This window comes from Mycobacterium sp. NPDC006124, from assembly GCF_040614235.1.
Lineage (GTDB): Bacteria > Actinomycetota > Actinomycetes > Mycobacteriales > Mycobacteriaceae > Mycobacterium.
Map to the genome: position 1 here is coordinate 21,987 of NZ_JBEXUA010000015.1, position 23,403 is coordinate 45,389.

General features: G+C 68.8%; 24 protein-coding genes, 1 tRNA gene and 1 pseudogene. 17 read left to right on the forward strand and 9 right to left on the reverse strand.

The features are described 5' to 3' along the window. Positions 1-72 precede the first annotated feature (72 nt). From ABZ195_RS23885 to ABZ195_RS23895, 3 genes are all read left to right on the forward strand, one after another. Positions 73-1,044: a metallophosphoesterase gene (locus ABZ195_RS23885; protein ID WP_355222145.1), complete on the forward strand. Its 972-nt coding sequence runs from the start codon at positions 73-75 to the stop codon at positions 1,042-1,044. Beyond that, positions 1,041-2,144, forward strand: coding sequence for a PLP-dependent cysteine synthase family protein (locus tag ABZ195_RS23890; RefSeq protein ID WP_355222146.1), 1,104 nt, complete (start codon positions 1,041-1,043; stop codon positions 2,142-2,144). Before ABZ195_RS23885 ends, ABZ195_RS23890 begins: the two co-directional genes overlap by 4 nt. A 284-nt stretch (positions 2,145-2,428) precedes the next feature. Then, positions 2,429-2,502, forward strand: a tRNA-Pro gene (locus ABZ195_RS23895). Positions 2,503-2,568: 66 nt separating this feature from the next. Here ABZ195_RS23895 and ABZ195_RS23900 read toward each other — a convergent pair. The 4 genes from ABZ195_RS23900 to ABZ195_RS23915 form a co-directional block, all read right to left on the reverse strand. Continuing rightward, a complete protein-coding gene (locus ABZ195_RS23900) occupies positions 2,569-3,123 on the reverse strand; it encodes a CHAP domain-containing protein (protein ID WP_355222148.1) in 555 nt (184 codons plus the stop codon). A gap of 122 nt (positions 3,124-3,245) precedes the next feature. Continuing rightward, positions 3,246-3,491 carry a hypothetical protein gene (locus ABZ195_RS23905; protein WP_355222150.1) on the reverse strand — a complete coding sequence of 82 codons (246 nt, stop codon included), beginning with the start codon at positions 3,489-3,491 and terminating at the stop codon, positions 3,246-3,248. A gap of 70 nt (positions 3,492-3,561) precedes the next feature. Next, complete coding sequence (locus ABZ195_RS23910; RefSeq protein WP_355222152.1) at positions 3,562-4,548, reverse strand: LLM class F420-dependent oxidoreductase; 987 nt, start codon at positions 4,546-4,548, stop codon at positions 3,562-3,564. Positions 4,549-4,585: 37 nt separating this feature from the next. Next, positions 4,586-5,050, reverse strand: a complete 465-nt coding sequence (locus ABZ195_RS23915) for a GatB/YqeY domain-containing protein (protein ID WP_355222337.1) — start codon at positions 5,048-5,050, stop codon at positions 4,586-4,588. Between the two features lie 71 nt (positions 5,051-5,121). Between ABZ195_RS23915 and ABZ195_RS23920 the strand changes: the two genes are divergently transcribed. From ABZ195_RS23920 to ABZ195_RS23940, 5 genes are read left to right on the forward strand one after another with little or no spacing between them, the layout of a single operon-like run. Beyond that, entirely contained in the window at positions 5,122-6,348 is a 1,227-nt protein-coding gene (locus tag ABZ195_RS23920; RefSeq protein ID WP_355222154.1) for a hypothetical protein, read from the forward strand. A 1-nt stretch (position 6,349) separates the two neighbouring features. Next, complete coding sequence (locus tag ABZ195_RS23925; protein WP_355222156.1) at positions 6,350-7,003, forward strand: DUF4129 domain-containing protein; 654 nt, start codon at positions 6,350-6,352, stop codon at positions 7,001-7,003. After that, positions 7,000-8,145, forward strand: coding sequence for a DUF4350 domain-containing protein (locus ABZ195_RS23930; RefSeq protein WP_355222158.1), 1,146 nt, complete (start codon positions 7,000-7,002; stop codon positions 8,143-8,145). The genes ABZ195_RS23925 and ABZ195_RS23930 overlap by 4 nt, the downstream gene beginning before the upstream one ends. Then, positions 8,142-9,116, forward strand: coding sequence for a MoxR family ATPase (locus ABZ195_RS23935; protein WP_355222160.1), 975 nt, complete (start codon positions 8,142-8,144; stop codon positions 9,114-9,116). Before ABZ195_RS23930 ends, ABZ195_RS23935 begins: the two co-directional genes overlap by 4 nt. Beyond that, entirely contained in the window at positions 9,116-10,438 is a 1,323-nt protein-coding gene (locus tag ABZ195_RS23940) for a DUF58 domain-containing protein (protein ID WP_355222162.1), read from the forward strand. Before ABZ195_RS23935 ends, ABZ195_RS23940 begins: the two co-directional genes overlap by 1 nt. Positions 10,439-10,442: 4 nt before the next feature. Here ABZ195_RS23940 and ABZ195_RS23945 read toward each other — a convergent pair whose 3' ends face one another. Beyond that, a complete protein-coding gene (locus ABZ195_RS23945; protein ID WP_355222164.1) occupies positions 10,443-11,435 on the reverse strand; it encodes a stage II sporulation protein M in 993 nt (330 codons plus the stop codon). A 28-nt stretch (positions 11,436-11,463) separates the two neighbouring features. On the opposite strand from ABZ195_RS23945, the gene ABZ195_RS23950 reads away from it, so the two are divergent. The 3 genes from ABZ195_RS23950 to lfrA are packed head-to-tail and all read left to right on the forward strand — an operon-like array spanning position 11,464 to position 14,662. After that, positions 11,464-12,312 carry an RDD family protein gene (locus ABZ195_RS23950; protein ID WP_355222166.1) on the forward strand — a complete coding sequence of 283 codons (849 nt, stop codon included), beginning with the start codon at positions 11,464-11,466 and terminating at the stop codon, positions 12,310-12,312. Positions 12,313-12,360: 48 nt separating this feature from the next. After that, positions 12,361-12,933, forward strand: a complete 573-nt coding sequence (locus ABZ195_RS23955) for a helix-turn-helix domain-containing protein (protein ID WP_355222168.1) — start codon at positions 12,361-12,363, stop codon at positions 12,931-12,933. Between the two features lie 52 nt (positions 12,934-12,985). Beyond that, complete coding sequence (gene lfrA, locus ABZ195_RS23960; protein ID WP_355222170.1) at positions 12,986-14,662, forward strand: efflux MFS transporter LfrA; 1,677 nt, start codon at positions 12,986-12,988, stop codon at positions 14,660-14,662. Here lfrA and ABZ195_RS23965 read toward each other — a convergent pair. Continuing rightward, positions 14,586-15,050 (reverse strand): annotated as a pseudogene (locus ABZ195_RS23965) (anthrone oxygenase family protein); the annotation flags it as partial. The gene lfrA and the pseudogene ABZ195_RS23965 overlap by 77 nt on opposite strands. Positions 15,051-15,074: 24 nt before the next feature. On the opposite strand from ABZ195_RS23965, the gene ABZ195_RS23970 reads away from it, so the two are divergent. Next, a complete protein-coding gene (locus ABZ195_RS23970) occupies positions 15,075-16,007 on the forward strand; it encodes an AraC family transcriptional regulator (RefSeq protein ID WP_355222172.1) in 933 nt (310 codons plus the stop codon). On the opposite strand, the gene ABZ195_RS23975 is transcribed toward ABZ195_RS23970, so the two are convergent. Next, a complete protein-coding gene (locus ABZ195_RS23975; protein WP_355222174.1) occupies positions 15,986-17,134 on the reverse strand; it encodes a cation:proton antiporter in 1,149 nt (382 codons plus the stop codon). The genes ABZ195_RS23970 and ABZ195_RS23975 overlap by 22 nt on opposite strands. Position 17,135: 1 nt before the next feature. Continuing rightward, positions 17,136-17,519, reverse strand: a complete 384-nt coding sequence (locus ABZ195_RS23980; protein ID WP_355222176.1) for a hypothetical protein — start codon at positions 17,517-17,519, stop codon at positions 17,136-17,138. Between the two features lie 135 nt (positions 17,520-17,654). Between ABZ195_RS23980 and ABZ195_RS23985 the strand changes: the two genes are divergently transcribed. Next, the gene (locus ABZ195_RS23985) at positions 17,655-18,092 is read left to right on the forward strand and encodes an SEC-C domain-containing protein (protein ID WP_355222178.1); all 438 of its coding nucleotides are present in this window, start codon (positions 17,655-17,657) and stop codon (positions 18,090-18,092) included. On the opposite strand, the gene ABZ195_RS23990 is transcribed toward ABZ195_RS23985, so the two are convergent. Then, on the reverse strand, positions 18,093-19,418 hold the full coding sequence (locus ABZ195_RS23990) for a carotenoid oxygenase family protein (RefSeq protein WP_355222180.1): 1,326 nt from the start codon (positions 19,416-19,418) through the stop codon (positions 18,093-18,095). Between the two features lie 120 nt (positions 19,419-19,538). Here ABZ195_RS23990 and ABZ195_RS23995 point away from each other — a divergent pair, with 120 nt between their 5' ends. From ABZ195_RS23995 to ABZ195_RS24010, 4 genes are all read left to right on the forward strand, one after another. After that, positions 19,539-20,249: a GntR family transcriptional regulator gene (locus ABZ195_RS23995; RefSeq protein ID WP_355222182.1), complete on the forward strand. Its 711-nt coding sequence runs from the start codon at positions 19,539-19,541 to the stop codon at positions 20,247-20,249. Between the two features lie 127 nt (positions 20,250-20,376). Beyond that, on the forward strand, positions 20,377-21,945 hold the full coding sequence (locus tag ABZ195_RS24000; protein ID WP_355222184.1) for an NCS1 family nucleobase:cation symporter-1: 1,569 nt from the start codon (positions 20,377-20,379) through the stop codon (positions 21,943-21,945). Positions 21,946-22,011: 66 nt separating this feature from the next. Then, positions 22,012-22,542, forward strand: a complete 531-nt coding sequence (locus ABZ195_RS24005) for a PadR family transcriptional regulator (protein ID WP_355222186.1) — start codon at positions 22,012-22,014, stop codon at positions 22,540-22,542. 107 nt (positions 22,543-22,649) lie between these two features. Next, entirely contained in the window at positions 22,650-23,384 is a 735-nt protein-coding gene (locus ABZ195_RS24010; protein ID WP_355222188.1) for a PadR family transcriptional regulator, read from the forward strand. Positions 23,385-23,403: the final 19 nt, after the last annotated feature.

Sequence of the window (23,403 nt, forward strand, 5' to 3'; positions counted from 1 at the left end):
CGGTCTGCGGGGTCGACGATCTCGCCACCCGGAGACCAGGTGGTCACCAGCTGTGGGCAGTAGGCTGCACCCATGCTCGCCCGTTCGACGGTATTGAAGAACCCCGCCTCGTTGGCCGGCTCGCTGGCCGTCGGCTCCCTGGCCGCGGGCATCGCCTACGCCACGCTGATCGAACGCAACGCGTTCGTGGTGCGGGAGACGACGATGCCGGTGCTCACGCCCGGGTCCGCCCCGCTGCGCGTGTTGCACCTCAGCGACCTCCACATGACGCCGCGGCAGCGCCGTAAGCAGGAGTGGATCCGCGAGCTCGCCGGGTGGGAACCCGACCTCGTCATCAACACCGGTGACAACCTGGCGCACCCGAAGGCCGTGCCGTCGGTGGTGCAGGCGCTCGGCGACCTGCTGTCGGTGCCCGGACTGTTCGTCTTCGGAAGCAACGACTACTTCGGTCCGACGCCGAAGAACCCAACGAACTACCTGTTCCGGCCGTCGCATCGGGTCAGCGGCGAGCCGCTGCCGTGGCAAGACCTCCGTGCTGCGTTCACCGAGCGTGGCTGGTTGGACATGACGCACACCCGTCGCGAGGTCGAGGTCAGGGGGCAGCTCGTCGCCGCCGCAGGCGTCGATGACCCGCACCTGTCCCGCGACCGCTACGACACGGTCGCCGGTCCCGCGAGCCCGGCGGCCAACCTGACGCTTGGCCTGACCCACGCGCCCTACACGCGGGTGCTCGACCGGTTCGCCGACGACGGGTATCAGCTGGTGCTGGCCGGGCACACCCACGGCGGCCAGATGTGCCTGCCGTTCAAGGGTGCGCTGGTGACCAATTGCGACCTGGACCCGTCGCGGGCCAAGGGGCCGTCGCGGTGGGGTGCCCACATGCAACTGCACGTCTCCGCGGGGCTCGGCACCTCGCCGTACGCGCCGTACCGGTTCTGCTGCCGTCCCGAGGCCACGCTGCTGACGCTGGTGGCGGCTCCGACTGGCGGGGGCAGCCTTGGCAGCCGGGTGAGCATGTCGCACCCGACTGTATCGGCGCGTTGACCGGTCGCGACTCCGTCGCCGTCCGCCGTCACCCACGGGAGTGGGTGGACAACGCGATCCGGTTGATCGAGGCCGACGCCCGGCGCAGCGCCGACACCCATCTGCTGCGGTATCCGCTGCCGTCGGCGTGGTGTGACGGCGTGCAGGTCGAGCTGTACCTGAAGGACGAGACGACCCACCTCACCGGCAGCCTCAAGCACCGGCTGGCGCGGTCGCTGTTCCTCTACGCGCTCTGCAACGGCTGGGTCGGCGAGAACACCACGATCATCGAGGCCTCGTCCGGGTCGACGGCGGTCTCGGAGGCCTACTTCGCGGCAATGCTCGGCCTGCCCTTCATCGCCGTCATGCCGTCCTCGACCAGCACCACCAAGATCCGGCTGATCGAATCGCAGGGCGGCCGTTGCCATTTCGTCGCCCAGTCCGGCCAGGTCTACGCCGAGGCCGAACGGCTGGCACGCGAGACCGGTGGGCACTACCTGGATCAGTTCACCAACGCCGAACGCGCCACGGACTGGCGCGGCAACAACAACATCGCCGAGTCGATCTTCGACCAGATGCGCGACGAACGGTTTCCGACGCCGGAGTGGATCGTCGTCGGCGCGGGCACGGGTGGCACCAGTGCGACCATCGGCCGCTACCTGCGCTACCGGCGGCACGCCACCCAACTCTGCGTCGTGGACCCGGAGAATTCCGCGTTCTTTCCGTCCTACGCGCAGGGCCGACGCGACGTCACGGGTTCGTCATCGCGCATCGAGGGCATCGGACGACCGCGGGTCGAGCCGTCGTTTCTGCCCAGCGTGATCGACCGCATGTTGGTCGTTCCGGACGCGGCGTCGGTGGCTGCAGCGCACCACGTCAGCGCGGTGTTGGGCCGAAAAGTGGGACCGTCCACCGGAACGAACGTCTGGGGCGCGTTCAGGTTGCTGGCCGAGATGATCTCGGCGGGCCGGAGCGGATCCGTGGTGACGCTGCTCTGTGACGCGGGCGAACGCTACGGCGACAGCTACTTCGACCCGGGCTGGCTGAGCAGCCAGGGATTGGATCCCTCGGCGTCGGCCTCGGTGCTCCACGAGTTCGAGCGCTCGGGACGCTGGGTGTGATCGCCGCTCTGAAACACGTTGCGGCCGAAGCGCTCGGACGTCGCGAACAGCCACAATGCGGCGATGGCGAACAACCCGAAGTAAATCGTGGCTCCCAACCCGGTCATGTGATTGCCTCTCCTCGAGCAGATCGTCGGACTCAGCGTCTATAACGCCGCCGGCCTGGAATTCCATTCCGTGCACGACTTGTCTACCCATTCAGGCGTCGATCAATCGCGTCACCCCGCCGGTCCAGGCGTTTCGCGTCCGGCTGGCCCGGTGCGTTAAGCTGACGAGGCTCTACGCGGGGTATGGCGCAGCTTGGTAGCGCGCTTCGTTCGGGACGAAGAGGTCGTGGGTTCGAATCCCGCTACCCCGACCGCGTACGTGCACATCAGAGGCCCCCACCGGAACACCGGTCGGGGCCTTCTGATGTTTCGGGCCCTCAGGGCAGCAGCACGTAGGCCATGCCCGGGACGTTCTGGACGTCGCGGTCGTTCCACAGGCCCTCGCCGGCGAGACCGTTCATCTCCGTCACGTGAATCCACTGACCGCCGGCCTGCGACGTCACGGAGTCGACCCAGGCGACGTGGCCGTAGCCACCCGCACCCGCCGCACCCGGTTGGAAGACGACGATGGAACGTTCGGTGGGCGCGTCGACGACGGTGTAGCCGGCGGCGCGGGCGGCGTTGACCCAATTCCACGCGTCACCGCGCATTGCCGGGTAGGACCCGGTGGCCTCGAACCACTTCTGGGCAGCACCCCAGGTGCATTGGCCGGGCGTGCCGGGATTGACCGACTGGGTGAGACCGACGGTGCGGACCGTGAATTGGTCGACGGTGTCGGCCGATGACGGTGGGGCGACGTCGACCGCCTGGGCGCCCAACGCGGAGGCGAAGAGGGCGACGGCCAATGCGGCGAGACTGCGACGGACGGTAACGCGAAAGTCCCTCGGCCGTGGCGTGGTGGTGCGGTGTTCATGCGATTCAAGATCGGACATGGTAAAACCTCTCGCGCGATGGCCCTCCCCGACCCGCCACGCGAGCTTATCTCAACTTGGTCACGATTTCGTACCGAATCGTGACGACCGCCACCATCCGACGCGATGTCGGGCCGTGAATGTCAGACCTTGACGAGCACCCGATCGGTCTCGCCGTCGTGTTGATGAGCCTTGGCATACATCGCGAACGAGCTGACCTCGACCACGCCAAGCAGGATGACGGGCCAGACCGCGCCTGCCGCCACGCTCAATCCGAGACGCTGCGGCACCGGCCGACGTCCGTCTCCCAGACGGGCGCTGGCGACGAAGGCGACCACGGCCGCGACGACCGCCAGGGCGGCATATCCAACGAGCAACGACGTGAGCACGAAGTCTCCCCTCGTAGGTTTGCTATCGGCAAATGACTTCCCACGATAGCGAAAGCCAAACCGCAGGCCTCTAACCAGCGGCGTTGCGCAGTTTGTCCAGCAGTGGCGCGGCTGCCTGCTCGAGAAAGCGGTCCTGCCCCTCGTCGCCGACCTGAACCAGGGCGATGTCGGTGAAGCCCGCCTCCCAGTACTTGCGGACCGCCTCGACGATGGCGTCGAGATCCGGTCCGCACGGGATGGACGATGCGACGTCCTCCTCCCGGACGAACTGGGTCGCCCCGGCGAAGCCCGCGGTCGTCGGAAGGTCGGCGTTGACCGACCAGCCACCGGCGAACCAGCGGAACTGCTCGTGCGCCCGCGCGACGGCGGCGGCCTCGTCGGTGTCCCAGCAAATGGGAATCTGGCCGACGATCCTCGAGTCACCGGGCAGCCCGGTGCCCTTGCGGGCAGAGTGCCACCCGTCGACGAGTTCCTTGTCCGGTTCGACGGCGATCAGATGGTCGACCAACGGCGAGAACGTCTCGATGGAGCGCTCGCCAGACACTGCGGCGGCGATGGCGACGGGTACGTCGGGCACGTCCCACAGGCGCGCGGAGTCGACCTCGAAGTAATCGCCCTTCCAGTCCACCATGTCACCGGAGAACAACTCCCGGATGATCTGGACGGCCTCGCGCAGCATGTCCTGGCGCCGCTTGACCGTCGGCCACCCCTGCCCGACGACGTGTTCGTTGAGGTTCTCTCCGCTGCCGACCCCCAGGGTGAATCTGCCGTCGGCGAGGATCTGCAGCGTGGCGGCCTGCTGCGCGACGATCGCTGGGTGGTATCGCATCGTCGGGCACGTCACGTAGGTGAAGAGTTCGACCCGCTCGGTGGCGTGTGCGACCGCGCCAAGCATCGTCCAGGCGTTCGGGGCGTGGCCTTGCGCCGACAGCCACGGCGAGTAGTGGTCGCTGGAGACCTCGAAGTCGAAGCCCAGGCGTTCCGCCGAAACTGCGTATTCCACAAGCTGTTTGGGGCCGCTCTGCTCAGTCATCAGGGTGTAGCCGAATCGCGTCATGGATGACGGCTACCCCCGTACGGCGCCGGAAAACCCGCTAGAGCCGGTCCTTCACCGCGGCCGAGAGGCGCGCCGAGTCCGCCTTGCCCTCGGCGATGGCCATCGCCGCCTTCATCACCTGGCCCATCTGCTTGGCGCCCGGCCGGTGTCCGAGCTCCTCGGCCACTTGGGCCATGGCGGTGTTGACCACGTTGGCGAGCTCGTCGTCGTTGAACTGGGTGGGCAGATAGTCGTCGATGACCTGCGCCTCGGCCCGCTCGTTGGCCGCCAACTCGCCGCGACCGTTCGACACGTAGATCTGGGCGGCCTCGCCGCGCTTGCGCGACTCACGGGCCAGCACCTTGAGCACCTCGTCGTCGGACAACTCGCGCACCTTCGCTCCCGAGACCTCCTCGGCCTGGATCGCCGCGAGGAGCATCCGGAGCGTTCCGGTGGTCAGCTTGTCGCGTGCCTTCATCGCCACCACGAGGTCGGCGCGCAACCGATCCTTGAGTTCCGCCATGGCGTAGACGCTACGCTCGGGCACCCTGCACACGTTGAGAATGACCGCCGGTATCGACAGGATGGGAAGACATGAGCAGCGAAGCCGGCGATCCCGCCGTCCCACCGCCGCCCGCCTATCCGCCGCCGTCCGGCTACGGGCAGTTCCCGCCGCACCAGCAACCGCCGCCGGGGTATCCGCCCCCGGGTTACTACCCGCCGCAACCGGGTCAGTACCCACCCCCGGGCTATCCGCCGCAATCCGGCTACTACTACCCACCACCCGGCCATCAGGGCTACCCGCCCCTGGGCTACCCGCCGATGGGCCCGCCGCCCGCGCTGAAGCCGGGCATCATCGCGCTGCGTCCGCTCGGCTTGTCCGACATCCTCAACGCCGCGGTGTCCTACATCCGGGCCAATCCCAAGGCCACGCTGGGCCTGACCGCCATGGTCGTCGTGGTGGCACAAATCGTCGCCTTGCTGCTCCAGGTCGGGCCGCTGGCCTCCAGCGGCATGTTGTCGCCGACGTCCTTCGATCAGGTCGACGGCTCCGACCCGACGGAGCTCTCCGGTTCGTCGATCGTCGCCTTGGTGCTGTCCAGCGCCGGCGGCGCATTGACCACCGTGCTGGCCGGCATCGTGCTCAGCGGCCTGCTGACGGTGGTGGTGGGCAGGGCCGTGTTCGGTTCGACGATCGGCGTCGGCGAGGCGTGGCGACGGGTGCGCGGACGGCTGCTCCCGTTGCTCGGCATCACCGCTCTGGAGGCAGTCGGCGCCCTGGTACTGATCGCCGTGATCGTCGGAGTCGTGGTGGCAGTCGCCGAGATCGCCGGCGGCCCAGCGGCATTCGTGGTCGGCACGATACTGGGCCTGGCGCTGGTCGCAGTGCTGGTCTATCTGTACACGATGCTGAGCTTCGCCCCGACGCTCATCGTGCTGGAGCGCCTCGGGATCACGGCCGCCATTACGCGGTCCTTCCGGCTGGTCAAGAACGACTTCTGGCGGCTGTTCGGCATCCGCCTTCTGGCGGTGGTCATCGCCGGCGTGATCGCCAGCGCGGTCTCGGTTCCGTTCAGCCTGGTCGGCCAAGTCATGCTGGCCTTCGGCGAGTCGACCACCATGATTGTCGCCGCGCTGGTGCTGATCACCGTCGGCAGCGCGATCGGGCAGATCATCACCGCACCCTTCGACGCGGGCGTCGTCGTGCTGCTCTACACCGACCGGCGCATCAGGGCCGAGGCCTTCGATCTGGTGTTGCGGACCGGCGCGACCGGTTCGGTCGCCACCACCGACGACCTCTGGCTCACCCAGCCTCGCTGACGTGCCCATCATCGACATCGATCGCGACGCCGCGCACGACGCCGCCCAGCGCGAGTTGAGCAAGCCGATCTATCCGCGCGGTTCCCTGACCGACCAGGTGGGGGCTCTGCTGGAGGATCTGCTGTTCCGCATCATGGCCGGCGGCGCGTCGGTGCCCGGCGGCTGGATCACCATCACCGTGCTGCTGGTCTTGGTGACAGTGGCGGTGGTGATCGCGGCTCGAGTGGCGCGACGCACCATGCGCACCAAGCGCGGGCGGCACGCGACCTTGTTCGGCTCGGCGGAGATGAGCTCGGCGCAGCACCGGGCCGCCGCCGAATTGGCTGCCTCGCAGGGTGATTGGGCGACGGCGATCAGACAGCGGGTGCGCGGGGTGGCCCGCCACCTCGAGGAGACTGCCGTCGTGCTGCCCGTGCCGGGGCGTACCGCGACCGAGCTCGCCCGCGACGCCGGCCAGGCCCTGCCGAACCTGGCCGACGAACTAACAAGCGCGGCAACGGCCTTCAACGACGTCACCTACGGCGAGTTGCCCGGCACCGAGTCGGCCTACCGGATGATCGCCGACCTCGACGACCATCTCGTGCGCCACGGCGTCGGCGCCGCGACCAGCCCTGAGGCCTCCGGCTCGGTCGACGGCTGGGTCGAGGTGCGATGAGCGACACCTCCTCGGCGGTCGGCGCCACCGTCGTGCAGCGGTGGCGAACCCTGCGGTGGGTGCTGCTGGCACTGGCGCTCATCGTCGGCGTCGCGACCGTGTCCGCGTATCTGACCGCGCCGCGGCAGGGCGGCCGCATGGACCCCGACGCCACCTCCCCCGACGGCGCCCACGCGCTGGTCACGCTGCTGCGCGATCGCGGCGTCGACGTGGTGGCGACCAAGGACCTCGCCGGGGTCGAGCGTGCCGCGCGGCCGGACTCCCTCGTCTTGGTGGCGCCCACTCCCCTTCTGGTCGACGAGGACGGGCTGCGCCGACTCGAGGACCTCCCGGCCGACCTGCTGCTCGTCGAGCCGTCGTCGTGGACCCGGGAGGCGTTGGCGCCGGGCGTCAAGCAGGCCGCCGACACCAGCTTCGGTGGCGACCCCGACTGCGACCTCCCCGAGGCCACCCGGGCGGGCCGCGTGCAGCTCAACCTCAGCGAGACCTACGAATCCGTGGACGGCGGCACGCCGTTGACCCGTTGTTACCGCGGCGCCCTGGTGCGCCAGACCGATCGCGGCCGCACGGTCACCGTCGTCGGCACGGCCGACTTCATGACCAACTCGGGACTGCTGCAGGAGGGCAACGCCGCGCTGGCGATGAACTTGGCGGGCGCCCGACCCCGGGTCATCTGGTACACCCCCACGCGGATCGCGGGTGAATCGGACGGCGCCACCTCGATCATGGATCTGATTCCCGGCCGGGTCGGCTGGATCGTGCTGCAGCTGTGCCTCGCCGTGGCATTCGTCGCGCTGTGGAAGGGGCGCCGCATCGGTCCGCTGGTGGCCGAGGACCTTCCGGTCGTGGTGCGCGCCTCCGAGACCGTCGAGGGTCGCGGCCGGCTGTACCGGTCGCGGCGCGCCCGCGATCGCGCCGCGTCGGCACTTCGCACCTCGGTCCTGCTGCGCACCCTCCCGAGAATCGGCCTCGGCGCCCGGTCCGATCCCGCGTCCGTCGTCGAGACGGTCGCCCGCCGCATCGGATACGACCCGGCCACCGTCGAGTACGCACTCTTCGGTCCGGACCCCTCCGACGACGCGCAACTGGTCACCCTCTCGCGGCTACTCGACGACATCGAAAGGCAGGTCGCCACCTCGTGAACCACCCATCGACTTCCACCACGGACGCCGACGGCGCTCGAAACGCGTTGCTGGCGTTGCGTTCCGAGATCGCGAAGGCGGTCGTGGGACAGGACGCCGTGATCAGCGGCCTGGTGATCGCCTTGCTGTGCCGTGGTCACGTCCTGCTGGAGGGCGTCCCCGGAGTCGCCAAGACGCTGTTGGTGCGCACGTTGGCCGCGGCGCTGCAGCTGGACTTCAAACGCGTCCAGTTCACCCCGGACCTGATGCCCGGCGACGTCACGGGATCGCTCGTGTACGACGCTCGGACGGCCGAGTTCGAGTTTCGCGCCGGTCCGGTGTTCACCAATCTCCTGCTGGCCGACGAGATCAACCGCACGCCCCCGAAGACCCAGGCCGCCCTTCTGGAGGCCATGGAGGAGCGTCAGGTCACCGTCGACGGCGAGGCCCGCGCCCTGCCCGACCCCTTCATCGTGGCCGCGACGCAGAATCCCATCGAGTACGAGGGCACCTATCAGTTGCCGGAGGCGCAGCTCGACCGGTTCCTGCTCAAGCTGAACGTGCCGCTGCCGCCACGGGACCAGGAGATTGCGATCCTGTCAAGGCACGCACGGGGTTTCGATCCGCGGAACCTCTCCGACATCCGCCCCGTGGCGGGCCCCGCCGAACTCGCTGCGGGACGCGAGGCGGTGAGTCGGGTGCTGGTGGCCGACGAGGTGATGGGCTACATCGTCGACGTCGCGGGCGCGACGCGGGCATCCCCGTCACTGCAACTGGGCGTCTCACCCCGCGGCGCGACGGCGCTGCTCGCGACTGCGCGGTCGTGGGCGTGGCTGTCGGGACGCAACTACGTCGCCCCCGACGACGTGAAGGCCATGGCGCGGCCGACGCTGCGGCACCGGATCGCGCTGCGACCGGAGGCCGAACTCGAAGGGGCCACCCCCGACGGGGTCCTCGACGGCATCCTGGCCGCGGTGCCGGTGCCCCGCTAGTGGTCCTCACCGGCCGGGTCGGGCTGGTCGCCCTGGCGTGCGTCCTACCCGTCGGGGTGTCGCCGTGGCCCGCTCAGACCTTCGTGGTGCTGCTGATCTTCCTGGCGGCGGCGACGGTGGCCGACGCGGCGCTGGCCGTTAACACCCGTCGGCTGCGCTTCACCCGCACCGGAGACGGTTCCGCTCGCCTGGGCGAGCCGGTCGAGGCGGCGCTGGTCGTGGAGAATCCCGGCCGCCGCGAACTCCGCGGCTGGGTTCGCGACGCCTGGGCGCCGTCGGCGCGCGCGGAGCCGCGCACGCATCGCGTGACCATCGCTGGCGGGCAACGGTTCCGGGTCGTCACCACGTTGCGTCCGATTCGCCGGGGCGACCAGCAGTCGGCGGCGGTGACCGTGCGCTCCGTCGGGCCCCTCGGTCTGGCAGGCCGGCAGGCCGCGCACCGAGTGCCTGCGCAGGTGCGTATTCTGCCGCCGTTCCTGTCCCGCAAGCACTTGCCGTCGCGGTTGGCGAAGCTCCGCGAACTCGACGGCGCGGTGCCCGTGCTGATTCGCGGCCAGGGCACGGAGTTCGACTCGCTGCGTGAGTACGTCGTCGGCGACGACGTCCGGTCCATCGACTGGCGCGCGACGGCTCGGCGGGCCGACGTCGTCGTGCGCACGTGGCGGCCCGAGCGCGACCGCCGGGTGGTCATCGTGTTGGACACCGGCCGGACGTCGGCGGGCCGGGTCGGCGTCGACCCCGCCTCGGGGGACCCCAGCGGCTGGCCGCGACTGGACTGGTCGATGGACGCCGCATTGCTGTTGGCGGCGTTGGCCTCTCGGGCCGGTGACCACGTCGACTTCGTCGCCCACGACCGGCTGCCTCGTGCCGGGGTCTTCAACGCGGCGCGCACCGAACTGTTGCCTGCGCTCGTCACGGCGATGGCTCCGCTGCAGCCCGCGCTGGTCGAATCCGACGCCTCGGCAATGGTCGCGACGGTGCAGCGCCGCATTCGTCGGCGGGCGCTGGTGGTGTTGCTGACCGATCTGAACTCCTCGGCGCTCGACGAAGGGCTGATGTCGGTGCTGCCGCAACTGTCCGCCCGACACCAGGTGGTGCTCGCCGCGGTCAGCGATCCGCGGGTGGACCGTCTTGCCACGGGGCGGGCCGATGCCGCCGAGGTGTACGACGCGGCCTCGGCCGAACGCTCCCGCAACGACCGCGGTGCCGTCGCGTCACGGCTGCGCCGACACGGGGTCGACGTCGTGGACGCGTTGCCCGAGGAATTGGCGCCCGCACTGGCTGACCGATATCTGGCGATGAAGGCCAGCGGCAAGCTGTAGCCGGTCAGGACGTCGGCAGCAGATCGGGGGCGTCGTCGACGTCGCCCGTCTCGCCGGCCCGGGCGGCCTTGCGCCCGAAGTGCACCACGTAGGTCAGGAACGCGGCCTCGGCGGCGACCCCGATCGCGATGCGCACGAACGTCGGCAGCGGGGACGGCGTCACCAGCGCCTCGATCAGACCGGACACCAGCAGCACGACGACCAGCCCGACGGCGACCGACACCACCGCCCGCCCCTGCTCGGCCAGCACCTGGCCCCGCGGCCGGTCACCGGGCGAGACCACCGACCACCCGAGCCGCATCCCCACGGCCGCAGCCAGGAAGACCGCGGTCAGCTCGAGCAGGCCGTGTGGGGTCAGCAGGCCGAAGAACACGTCGCCCTTGCCCGCGTCGAACATCAGGCCGCCGATGACCCCGACGTTGGCCGCGTTCTGAAAGAGCACGTACGGAATGGGCAGACCCAGCAGCACGGCGTAGCCGATGCACTGCGCCGCGACCCACGAGTTGTTGATCCACACCCGCAGCGCGAACGAGCCGGCCGGATTCTCGCTGTAGTAGGACGCGAAGTCGTGGTTGACCAATTCCGCGATGTCCGAGGGAGTTCCGACCGCGGCCTGCACCTCGGGGCTGCCGGCCACCCAGCTGCCCATCAGGACGGCTACCACGAGGGACGCGACCGCCGCACCGAGCCACCATCGCCAGGCGCGGTAGGCCACGACGGGGAAGGACACGGTCCAGAACCGGGCGAACTCACTCCACAACGGGGCGTGGGCGCCGGTGACCGCCGACCGCGCCGAGGCCACCAGGCCCGAGAGCCGGCCGACGAGCACCGAGTCACCCGAGGCGGTGCGCACCATCGACAGGTGGGTCGAGACGCGCTGGTAGAGGTCCACCAGTTCGTCGACCTCGGCGCCGGTGAGTTTGCGGCGACGCTTCACCAAGTGGTCCAGCCTGTCCCACGCGGGTCGGTGGGCCAGGACGAATGCATCGACGTCCACGCGGCCGAGCCTAGTAGCGTTGGGTGCCATGGTGGCCAAGCCCGAGCCGATGGTCACGGGTGACGCCGTCGTCCTCGACGTCCAGATCGCCCAGCTACCGGTCCGCGCGGTGGCCGCCTTGATCGACCTGACGGTGGTCTTCATCACCTACGTGCTCGGCGTCATTCTGTGGGCCGTCACCATCTCCGATCTCGACGACGCGCTGTCGGCGGCAGTTCTGATCGTCTTCACGGTGCTCAGCATCGTGGGCTATCCGGTGATCTTCGAGATGGCGACCAGGGGACGGTCACTGGGCAAGATGGCGCTCGGCCTGCGTGTCGTCTCCGACGACGGTGGCCCGGAACGCTTCCGCCAGGCGCTGTTTCGGGGGCTCTCGGGCTTCATCGAGATCTGGATGTTCGCCGGGGCGCCCGCGGTGATCTGCAGCATGCTGTCGGCCAAGGGCAAGCGGGTCGGCGACATGTTCGCCGGCACCATGGTGATCAGCGAGCGCGGACCGAAGATGCCACCGCCGGTGCCGATGCCGCCCGAGCTTGCCTGGTGGGCGTCGTCGCTGCAGCTGTCGGGGCTGCGGGCCGAGCAGGCCGAGCTGGCCCGGCAGTTCCTGGTGCGGGCCAGTCAACTCGAGCCCGCGCTGCGCGATCAGATGGCGTACCGCATCTACGTCGACGTCGTCGCACAGATCTCGCCTCCACCGCCGGCGACGGCACCCCCGCCCCTGGTGCTGGCGGCCGTGCTGGCCGAACGTCACCGCCGGGAACTCGACCGGCTGCGCCCGGTGACACCACCTACCGCGTGGTCGCCCGTCTCCACCGGATACGCAACGCCACCCGTCGACCAGAGCGGCCCACCGGGGGGATTCACCACTCCGTCATAGTGGGACACCACTGTCCCACTATGGGTTACTTGTGCTAAATTGATGCACATGACTGCGTCTTTGTCGGCCATTGGCGGCCCCCGTTCGAGGACCCGCAAGGCGATTCTCGACGCCGCCATGGACGTCCTGGGCGCCAATCCGAACGCCTCCCTCGGCGACGTCGCCGCGGCGGCCGAGGTGGGACGCAGCACCTTGCACAGGTACTTCGCCGAGCGCACCGACCTGATGCGTGCGCTGGCCCTGCACGTCCACGAACTCAGCACGTCGGCCATCGAGCGGGCGGAACCCCACTGTGGGCCGCCGGTCGAGGCACTGCGTCGAGTGGTGGAGGGCCAGCTGGACCTGGGCCCGATCGCGTCGTTCGTCTACTGCGACTCCTCGATCGTCCGCGACGCGGATCTGACCGCCGAACTCGACACCGGTGACGAGGCGATCGTCGAAGTGCTCGACCGCGTGGCCACCCAGGGCACCGCCGGACCGCCGGGGTGGCCCCGGCTGGTCTTCTGGGCGCTGCTGGACGCCGGCCACGACGCCACCCGACAGGGCACGCCTCGCGTCCAGGTGGTCGACGCCATCATGGCCAGCCTCACCCAGGGCACCATCAACCCCAACCAGTCTTGACGCCAAGGGTTCTCACCCGTGGTAGCTCAGTAGTCCTCAGGAGAACAGAGAGATGTCCATTCGAATGGACGCCACCCCGACGTCCATCCCCACCCCCCGGCGCGCCTGGTTCGCGCTCGCGGTGCTCATGCTGCCGGTGCTGCTCATCGCCGTCGACAACACCGTGCTGGCCTTCGCCCTGCCCAGCATCGCGCAGGACTTCCGCCCGCCGGCCACCACGCAGCTGTGGATCGTGGACGTCTACTCGTTGGTGCTCGCCGCGCTACTGGTGACGATGGGCAGCCTCGGTGACCGCATCGGCCGCCGCCGGCTGCTGATGATCGGCGCCGGCGGCTTCGCGGTCGTGTCCGCCGCCGCGGCCTTCGCTCCCAGCGCCGAGTACCTCGTCGGGGCGCGCGCCTTGCTCGGCGTCTTCGGCGCCATGTTGATGCCGTCGACGCTGTCGTTGATCCGCAACATCTTCCTGGACGCCTCCGCGCGCCGGTTGGCCATCGCGCTGTGGGCGTCGTGCTTCACCGCCGGTTCCGCGCTGGGCCCCATCGTCGGCGGCGCTCTCCTGCAGCACTTCCACTGGGGCGCGGTGTTCCTGATCGCCGTGCCGATCCTCTTGCCGCTGCTGGTGCTGGCTCCTCGGCTGGTGCCGGAGTCGCGCGATCCGAATCCGGGCCCCGTGGATCCGGTGAGCGTGGCGCTCACGTTGACGACGATGCTGCCGATCGTCTGGGCAGTGAAGTCCGCGGCGCACGACGGCTTGTCCGGGCTCGTCGTCGCCGCGGTCGTGATCGGCGTCGGCTCCGGCATGGTCTTCGTCCGTCGTCAGCGGCGCACCACCACCCCGATGCTCGACGTCGAACTCTTCGCCAACCGGGCGTTCACGTCGTCGATCCTGGCGAACTTCCTGTCGATCGTCGGCCTCATCGGTTTCATCTTCTTCATCTCCCAGCACCTTCAGCTGGTGTTGGGCCTGAGCCCGTTGGCCGCAGGCCTGGTCACGCTGCCCGGCGCCGTGGTGTCGATGATCGCGGGCATCGCGGTGGTGCCAATCGCCAAACGCATTGCGCCGCATGCCTTGATGATCGTCGGTCTGGTGCTCGTCGCCGCCGGGTTCGTCGCAATCCTGCTGTTCCGGCACGACCTCACCGTGATGGCGGTCGTCGTCTCGTTCGTGATCCTCGAAATCGGCGTCGGATCGTCCCAGACCATCTCCAACGACACGATCGTGGCGTCGGTCGAACCCGCCAAGTCCGGTGCCGCCTCGGCGGTCTCGGAGACGGCCTACGAGCTCGGCGCCGTCGTGGGCACCGCAACGCTTGGCACGATCTTCACGGCCTACTACCGGGCCAGCGTCGAGCTGCCAGGCGGGCTCACTGAGCTGCAGACCGCCGATGCCCGCGAGAGCATCGGCGGGGCCGCCTCGGTCGCGCAGACGCTGCCGCCGGCGCTGAGCACCCGGCTGATGGACTCGGCCCGCGTCGCGTTCGACGCCGGCATCGCGCCGACGGCGACGATCGCCGCGACCCTCGTGCTGATCGCGGCGGGTGTCGTCGCCATGGCCTTCCGCGGCGTCAGCGGCCGCGTAGCCCGACCAGCATCAGGACCGACCCCAGCAACGGAGCCCCCGTCCGGACGTGATTCCACGCGGTCCACGGACTGCGATACCCGTGCCATTCCCGCGTCGCGTCCGCTGCGGTCAGCCCCGTCGGATCCACCGCGGCCAGGTGATCGTTGAGCGGTACGTTGAACGCGACCGTCACGACGAACGCCACGAGTATCAGCACCGCGCCCGCCAGCACGTAACCGCTGCCCGGCCGGGAGAGCCTCGACGCCGCGGTGACGCCGACGCCGAGCGCGAGGACCGCCGAGCCGACGAACACCAGCAGGAACGGTGCGTTGGCCTGGGCTTCGGCGTTGATGCCGCGCATGGCCGCGATCGCCTCCGCTGGCTGGGCGCGGTCCAGGCCCGTCATCACGAAGGTGGAGAAGGCGTAGAAGACGCCGCCGACGACGGTGCCGGTCACGGCCGCCGCGGTGGTGGCGATCAGGTAGGGACTGGTTGACATGAGCCCAGTCAAGCCCGAGACGGCGAGACGATCCATCGACAAGAGTCCCCATTCCATATTCCAGCGTCTACAGTCGACGTCGTGGATGCGCTTGGCGGACTGCTCGACGGGGTGCGCGCCCGGGGCGCGTTCGTCCTGCGCTTGTCACTGGACCCGCCGTGGTCCATGCGCATCCAGGACGACGCGCCGTTGACGCTGATTTGCCTGACGCACGGCAGCGCGGTCCTCGAGACCGACTCGGGCCACACGTTCGAACTCGGGCCCGGTGACGTCGCCCTTGCGCGCGGCGTGGAGCACTACCTGTTCGCCGACCGGCAGGGCACCGAACCGCAGGTGGTCGTCCACCCCGGCAACCGATGCACGACGCTGCGCGGGGAGGATCTGCGCTTCGAGATGTCGGTCGGCGTCCGCACCTGGGGCAACGCCTCCCTGGGCGCCGACCGCGCAGTCGTGTGCGCCTATGAGGGTCGCAGCGAGGTGAGTTCTCGCCTGCTGCAAGCGCTTCCGACGGTGCTGGTGCTCCGCGGCGACGAGTGGCACACCCCGCTCGTGCCGTTGCTGGCCGATGAGGCCGGTCGAGACGGGGCCGGCCAGGCGGCGTATCTGGACCGCCTGCTCGACCTGCTGCTGATGGACGTGGTGCGGACGTGGTTCGACCGCGACGACCACGCCCCGACGTGGTGGCACGCCGAGCACGACTCCGTCGTCGGTCCCGCCCTGCGGCTCATGTACGACAACCCGGAGCATCCGTGGACCGTCGCCAATCTGGCTGCCGCCGTGGGCTGTTCGCGCGCGCTGTTCGCCCGTAGGTTCGCCGACCTCGTCGGCGAGCCACCGATTGCCTTCCTCACCGGCTGGCGGCTGGCGCTGGCCGCGGACCTGCTGCGGGCCAGCGGGGCGACCATCGCCTCGGTCGCCAGGCAGGTCGGCTACGGTACGCCTTTCGCCTTGAGCGGTGCGTTCAAGCGCGCATACGGCACGAGCCCCAACGCCTACCGGGCGGCCGCGGGCTGACGCCGCTCGAGGAAGACGCCGGCCACGGTCGTCACCGCGATGGTGATCAACGCACCGAGGATCAACGCCGAGGGTTCACCGGGAGCCAGCAGCTTCAGTTCCGTGCCCAGGGTGGCCGCGGCGACGGGGACGCCCAGTTGCGCCGCGGCCATCGCACCCAGGGCCAGCGGCTGCCCGAGCAACCGCCCCGCACAGTGCGCGAGCACCGCCCCGAGACCCAAGACCACACCCAGTGCGATGAATTCGGGTCGCTGGCCGAGCTCGCGCACCTGCAGCGAGGCCCCCAGCCAGACGAAGAACACCGGTCCGAAGAACCCATCGGTGATGCCGAACAGCTGGCGCGCCAACCGCCGTGGTTGGCCAATGGACGCGATCACCAGTCCAAGCGCGAAGCCCGCCAGCATGATCGATACGTGAGTGGCGACGGCCAGCGCCGCCAGTCCGAACAGCATCGCGAGGCTCAACCGGAGTTCGAGGGCGAACTTCTGCCTCTCCGAGTACCGGTGCAGCCGCTTGCGCAGGCCCCGGGCGTTGGCCCATCGCAGCGCGACGAAGAGGATCGCCGCACACACGGCGATCGCCAGGGCGCCGAGCGCCGCCCGGGGCGCGCGTGCGGGGTCGATCACCAACGGCAACAACACGATGCAGGCCGTGTCGGCCACGGCGATCTGCGCTGTGAGCGACAGCACTGACGGGCCGCCGAGCTTCAGGTCGTCGATGATGGGGAGCGCCAGAGCGGCCGACGAGGACGCCATCAGCACTCCGTACAGGGCGGCGTGTCCGGTGTCGAAGTACGTGGCGATGCCGACGCCAAGACAGGCCGCGACCGCACCCACCAGCACCGCGCGGACCACGGCCGCCGGCGCGGCCGAGCGTTGCGCGCGATCGCGGATGGGCACGTGCGTCCCCACCACGAACATCACCAGGGCGAAACCGATGTTGGCCAGCAGTTCGAAGGTCGGATCGGTGTGATCCAGGAGTCCGAAACCCGTCTTGCCCAACAGAATTCCCACCAGCAGCTCGCCGACCACGACGGGCAGCCGCAGCCCGGGGACGGAGGCCAGCAGCGGACCGGCCAGCCCGGCGACGACGAGCAGTGCGAGCGTGCCGAACCCGATGTGCGTCACGTCAGCCCGGGGACTGCCACGAGACCAGCCGGCACGGGATGGGGGTGTTCTCGTCGGTCAGATAGCTCGCGCAGACCCGGTGATACCCGTCGGCGATCTGCAGGGCCACGTCGTCGAGCACCCTGCCCCGCACCAGCAGCACCGGTGAGAGCTTCTTGCCCGCGTCGATCTTGGCGAGGTCGGTCTTGACGCGGGGGTTGCTGGCGGGCAGCAGGTCCAGGCGGGCGGCTCGCAGCAGGTCCTTGGCCTTGCGCTGACAGGTCTGCGCGGACTTGAGGGCGGCGACGGTGGCGGTGACCGCGTCGGCTTCGCTGATCAGACTGAGGTAGTCCGCGGCGGCGTCGTAGTCGTGATCTTCCGGTTCGTCGAGCCATTTGACCGCCATCGGCACACCTTAAACCGCGTTGCCGTGAACGACACGAGAGCATGTCACGAGGGTTTTCCCCGATTCCTCGGACGCCGCCGACGGATAGCGTGATGATGAGTTCGTCTGGGGAGACGACGTGATCCGGGGGGATTCATGTACACGATTGCACACAGGTCGTCGGCAGACGCCTACGTCGAGACCGCACTCGTCGGTATGACGCTCGACGAGCTGAGCCACCTGCAGGACGCGCTACTCGAGCAGCTCCGCACCGGCATGCCGTCCACCGAGCAGATCGCACGGGCGCTCGACGATCACAGCGCCGAGGTCGCCGCCTGGTTTCGGTTCCGCCAGTCCACCGGCGAGGCCGTCAAGATCGTCATGCTGCTCGGAGCACTGGCCGTCGCGATCGCCTGGATGACCCACCGTCACGTGCCCGCGCCGGATCACCGACTGCAGGACGCCATGGCGCGTGTCCGCGAGGACCACGTCTACATGCTGCCCATCCCCCGCAGCGACCCGTGCTTCTGCGGGAGCGGCAGCCGCTTCCGGTCGTGCCACGGCAGGCCTCCGCTGGCCGCCCCCGCCGTCTGACTAGGTGCCAATCCAGTTGCCGTGGAAGCCGAACGGCACCCGCGTAGGCAGCTTGATCGTGGCGACCGGGTCGCCCGCGAAGTTCGACGCGTCGAGGATCACCAGGTCGCTGCCGTTGCGCGCGGAGTCGTAGACGTACCCGAGGTAGTAGCCGTTGGATTCGTCGGCCGGCCCGGCACCGGGCACGAAGACCGCTTCGCCGGGAGCGCCCGGTGAGGCCGCCGTGCCGAAGGGGTGCTCGACGGCGCTGCCCATGGTCAGATCGTGGCGGACGAGCTTGTCCTTGCCGACGGATACGGCGTAGCGCGCCTCGCGGGTGGCGAGCCGATCGTCGATTCGGGGGAACTCCACCGGCCGGTCGTCGAGCTGCTGCTCGCTGACGGTGCCCGTGGTCAAGTCGATCGTCCAGGTGCACATCATCGCGTCCTGGTCGAAGCCGGCGTGGCCCCGCCACAACTCGGGGTATCGAACGGCTTGCAGCACAATGGAATTGCCTACGTCGTAGGAGTTCGCGACGTGAAACACGTAGCACGGGTCGATCTCGAACCACCGGATCGGACCGAACGGGTCGTCGCGACGCATCACGCCGAGGCGCGCCCCGTACCCGTCGTCCCAGCGGAACGGCATGTCGCCTGCGACGGCCGCCTCGGCGTTGAACACGATGGGGAGGTCCATGAAGATGACGTGCGCGGCGGTGAGCGCGAAGTCGTGCATCATCGTCAGAGCCGGCACGTCGACGGGCCGGTTGACGGTCAGGGTCCCGTTGGCGTCGACGCGGTGGTAGGTGACGTAGGGCTCGAAGAGGTTGCCGTAGCCGAAGAAGTGCATCTCGCCGGTGGTCGGGCAGATCTTGGGATGCGCGGTCATGGAGTCGACCAGCTGGCCGCCGAAGTCGTAGGCGCCGACCGTCTCGAGGTCGTTGGTCACCTCGTACGGCAACGAGGACTCCACCAACGCGAGCGTCTTGCCCGCGTGGTTGACCACGTGGGTGTTGGACACCGCCGAACGCAGGTTGCGGGTGCCGTCCTCGTTGTAGAGCGGGAAGTCCTCGACGAAGCTGTCCGTGCGCACCCAGCGGTTGCGGTACCAGGCGGCGCGGCCGTTCTCCACCCGCACGCCGTGGATCATCCCGTCACCGCTGAACCAGTGGCCCGTCGGCGTGCGCGGGTTGGGACCGTTGCGCAAGTACCAGCCGTCCAGTTCCGGGGGAATCGAGCCTTCGACCACCAGGTCGAAATCGGTGAGTTCGTCGGCCACCGGGGCGTAGTTGCCGCGCTGGAAGAACGATCCGGTGCCGAACATCTCGGCCTGTTGGGTGTCGGTCATGTCGAGTGCTCCCTGGGCTGTGGGTTGGAGTGCATCCACCATGACACTCCATGATTGACATGTCAATAGTGGAATGTTGGTGGCGTCGCCGTCTCCCGCGATGCGGTGCAGGATGGTCGGATGTCGGCCCGCCGCCACTCCGTCTGGGCCCGGCCCCTCGCGGTGAACCGGGCCGGCGTCTCCCAGCAGGGCATCGTCGACGAGCTGCGTCGCGTCATCCTCGACGGGGCAGTACCGCCCGGCACGCCCATCCCGGTTGGCGAGGTCGCCGAGCTGTTCGGCGTCAGTGCCATCCCGGTGCGCGAGAGCCTCAAGACCTTGACCGGCGAGGGCCTCGTCGACCATCAGACCAACGTGGGGTACTCGGTCGCCCGGTTGACCAGCAGTGAGTTGACCGAGATGTACATCGTGCGGGAGACCCTGGAGTCCGCCGCGCTGGCCGCCGCCGTGGTCCGGGCCACCGAGGCCGAGCGCGCGTACGTTGCCCGGGCCAATCAGCTACTGGAAGACGCCGTGACACACGACGACCCGCAGGCCTATCACCGTCAGAGCCGCCACTTCCACATGGGCCTCACCCGACCCTCGGGCATGCTTCGCTTGATTCACATGCTCGAATCCGCTTGGAACATCACCGAACCCGTGCAGGTGATGGTGCACGTCGAGCACGCGCAGCGCGCCCGGCTGCACGAGGACCACGGCGAGATGCTCGACGCGTTCCTCGCACGTGACGTCGACCGGCTGCTGTCGACCAGCGCCGCACATCACCGCAGACTCAACGAGGTGGTCGCGACCCTGCCGGTCGACACCGGACTCGTCACCGACGAATCCTGACGTCGCAGCGGATCTGCGCACCAGAGCGCGACGAGAATATATCTTCGGCGCAACGGCGTCGCAACAACTCACCGCTAGCTTTTCTCCGAATCGCATCGCGACACGCGCACACGATCAGGAGCTAACAATGACGAACGTCAAGGAACCACCGCCCAGTGCGGTGATCGCCGTCGGCGACATGGTCGAGGCCGCCGGCCATCCGGTCGGCAGCGGACTGATCAAGGACGGCTACGACCCTCGGTTGACCAACGAGGATCTGGCGCCGCTGGCCAAGCAGACCTGGTCGTCGTACAACATCTTCGCGTTCTGGATGTCGGACGTGCACAGCGTCGGCGGATACGTCACCGCCGGCAGCCTGTTCGCCCTCGGCCTGGCCAGCTGGCAGGTGCTGATCGCGTTGCTCGTCGGCATCGTCATCGTCTACTTCCTGTGCAATCTGGTCGCCAAGCCCAGCCAGCAGGCCGGCGTGCCCTATCCGGTGGTGTGCCGCAGCTCGTTCGGCGTGCTCGGGGCCAACATCCCGGCCATCATCCGCGGCCTGATCGCAGTGGCGTGGTACGGAATTCAGACCTACCTGGCATCGGCGGCACTCGACGTCGTGCTGCTCAAGCTGTTCCCCGGCTTGGCGCCGTACGCCGACGTCGAGCAGTACGGCTTCACGGGTCTGTCCCTGCTTGGTTGGTGCAGCTTCACGCTGCTGTGGATCCTGCAGGCGGCGGTGTTCTGGCGGGGAATGGAGTCGATCCGCAAGTTCATCGACTTCTGCGGCCCCGCCGTCTACGTCGTCATGTTCATGCTGTGCGGCTACCTGCTGTGGAAGTCGGGCTGGCAGGTGAGCCTGAGCCTGGGCGGCGAGAAGAAGGGCAACACCCTGGTCGTGATGCTCGGCGCCATCGCACTGGTGGTGTCCTACTTCTCCGGTCCGATGCTGAACTTCGGTGACTTCGCCCGCTACGGCAAGAACTACCCGGCGGTGCGAAAGGGCAACTTCCTGGGCCTGCCGGTCAACTTCCTGGTGTTCTCCCTGCTCGTCGTCGTCACGGCGGCCGCGACGGTGCCGGTGTTCGGCGAACTGATCACCGACCCCGTCGCCACCGTCGCCCGGATCGACAGCGTGACCGCAATCGTGTTGGGCGCCTTGACGTTCACCATCGCGACCATCGGCATCAACATCGTGGCCAACTTCATCTCGCCCGCGTTCGACTTCTCCAACGTCAGCCCGCAGAAGATCAGCTGGCGGATGGGCGGCATGATCGCCGCAGTCGGGTCGGTACTGCTGACGCCGTGGAACCTGTACAACAATCCCGAGGTCATCCACTACACCCTCGAGACCCTCGGGGCGTTCATCGGCCCGCTGTTCGGCGTTCTGATCGCCGACTTCTATCTGGTGCGCAAGCAGAAGATCGTCGTCGACGACCTGTTCACCATGTCCACGACGGCGAACTACTGGTACTCCAAGGGTTACAACCTCTCCGCGGTGACCGCGACGGTGGTCGGTGCGGTCCTTGCGATGGCGCCGGTGTTGTTGGGCGGCATCGTCTTCGGCATGGCCGGGGCCGCCCAGTACAGCTGGTTCATCGGCTGCGGCGTGGCCTTTGGGCTGTACTACCTGCTCGCGACCAGGGGGCCGTGGCGATCGGTCGCGTTGCGCGTGCCCCAGGGCGCCACCCTCGTCGATGCGGAGGACGCGCCCTAACCCACCTGCGACACACCGTACGGCCCGACATTCCACAACTGGAAGGTCGGGCCGTACGCTCGTTCCGTGAGCCTTCGCTTCGCCGCACTTGGCCTCTTGGCCCAGCATCCGGGCAGTGGGTACGACCTGCTTCGCCGCTTCGAGAACTCGATGGCCAATGTGTGGCCCGCCACCCAGAGCCAGCTCTACGGCGAGCTCAACAAGCTCGCCGCCGACGAGCTGATCGAGGTCTCCGACGTCGGACCACGTGGCCGCAAGGAGTATCGCGTCACCGAGGCCGGACGGATCGAACTCCGCCGGTGGGTGACCAACCCCCGCGACGATCCACCGTCGCGTAGCGCTTCACTGCTGCGCGTATTCCTTCTCGGCGAGATCCCCCGCGAGCAGGCACGCGACTATCTGCTGAGCGTCGCCGCGCACGCCGATTCCGAGCTGACCCGGCTCAGCGCCCTGCGTGACGGGCTGGGGCCGTGGGGCGACAGCGACGCGGAGTTCTTCGGTGGGGCGGCACTGGACTACGGACTGCGCGCGACGTCGATGGAGGGTGACTGGGCGCGCGCCCAGGTCAAGGCCATGGACGAGCGGAACGCACCCTAGCGACGAAGCACCTCCGACAAACTAATGGTTGCATCGCGATAGTTTCCGATATATCGTCAACGTATCGGAAACGCATCGGGCGTTTCCCAGCCAAGGAGACAACCCACATGAACATCCCATTCACACCCCCCAACGGCCCGTTTGCGGGCCAGCCCCAGGCACCCGGATTCGGCTTCGGCCTCGGCTCCGTCGACCGGCGCGCCATCCACGAGCACCGGCGTCACGCGCGGCGAGCGTTCCGCAACCACGACGGCGGCGATGACGGCCCGTTCGACGGTGCCTTCGGGCCCGGTTTCGGACCAGGCTTCGGACCCGGCTTCGGCCGCGGGTTCGGTGGTCCCGGCTTCGGCGGCGGCCCCGGCTTCGGTCGTGGACCTCGCGGCGGTGGCCGCGGCCGCGGTCGCGGCAGGCGCGGCGACGTGCGCGCCGCCATCCTGACGCTGCTCGTCGAACGGCCCATGCACGGCTACGAGATGATTCAGGAGATCGCCGAACGCAGCCAGGATCTGTGGAAGCCCAGCCCCGGCTCGGTGTACCCGACCCTTCAGCTGCTGGTCGACGAGGATCTGATCAAGAGCGCACCCGGCGAGGGCAGCAAGAAGCTCTTCGAGCTGACCGACGCCGGCCGTGAGGCAGCCGAGAAGATCGAGACCGCGCCGTGGGACGAGATCACCGAGGGTGCCGATCCCGGCGCCGTGAATCTCCGCAGCGCCGTCGGCCAGCTGATGGGCGCCGTCAAGCAGTCCTTCTTCGCGGCCAATCCCGAACAGCAGAAGCGCATCGTCGACGTCGTCAACAATGCGCGTCGGGAGATCTACGGCATCCTCGGCGAGTCCGAGTAGGACCATCCCAGTCGAATTG

Coding starts and splice junctions, on each gene's coding strand:
- ABZ195_RS23885 (WP_355222145.1), top strand. CDS start 73: ATGCTCGCCCGTTCGACGGTATTGAAGAACCCCGCCTCGTTGGCCGGC.
- ABZ195_RS23900 (WP_355222148.1), bottom strand. CDS start 3,123: ATGTCCGATCTTGAATCGCATGAACACCGCACCACCACGCCACGGCCG.
- ABZ195_RS23910 (WP_355222152.1), bottom strand. CDS start 4,548: ATGACGCGATTCGGCTACACCCTGATGACTGAGCAGAGCGGCCCCAAA.
- ABZ195_RS23915 (WP_355222337.1), bottom strand. CDS start 5,050: ATGGCGGAACTCAAGGATCGGTTGCGCGCCGACCTCGTGGTGGCGATG.
- ABZ195_RS23920 (WP_355222154.1), top strand. CDS start 5,122: ATGAGCAGCGAAGCCGGCGATCCCGCCGTCCCACCGCCGCCCGCCTAT.
- ABZ195_RS23930 (WP_355222158.1), top strand. CDS start 7,000: ATGAGCGACACCTCCTCGGCGGTCGGCGCCACCGTCGTGCAGCGGTGG.
- ABZ195_RS23950 (WP_355222166.1), top strand. CDS start 11,464: ATGGTGGCCAAGCCCGAGCCGATGGTCACGGGTGACGCCGTCGTCCTC.
- ABZ195_RS23955 (WP_355222168.1), top strand. CDS start 12,361: ATGACTGCGTCTTTGTCGGCCATTGGCGGCCCCCGTTCGAGGACCCGC.
- lfrA (WP_355222170.1), top strand. CDS start 12,986: ATGTCCATTCGAATGGACGCCACCCCGACGTCCATCCCCACCCCCCGG.
- ABZ195_RS23980 (WP_355222176.1), bottom strand. CDS start 17,519: ATGGCGGTCAAATGGCTCGACGAACCGGAAGATCACGACTACGACGCC.
- ABZ195_RS23985 (WP_355222178.1), top strand. CDS start 17,655: ATGTACACGATTGCACACAGGTCGTCGGCAGACGCCTACGTCGAGACC.
- ABZ195_RS23990 (WP_355222180.1), bottom strand. CDS start 19,418: ATGACCGACACCCAACAGGCCGAGATGTTCGGCACCGGATCGTTCTTC.
- ABZ195_RS23995 (WP_355222182.1), top strand. CDS start 19,539: ATGTCGGCCCGCCGCCACTCCGTCTGGGCCCGGCCCCTCGCGGTGAAC.
- ABZ195_RS24000 (WP_355222184.1), top strand. CDS start 20,377: ATGACGAACGTCAAGGAACCACCGCCCAGTGCGGTGATCGCCGTCGGC.
- ABZ195_RS24010 (WP_355222188.1), top strand. CDS start 22,650: ATGAACATCCCATTCACACCCCCCAACGGCCCGTTTGCGGGCCAGCCC.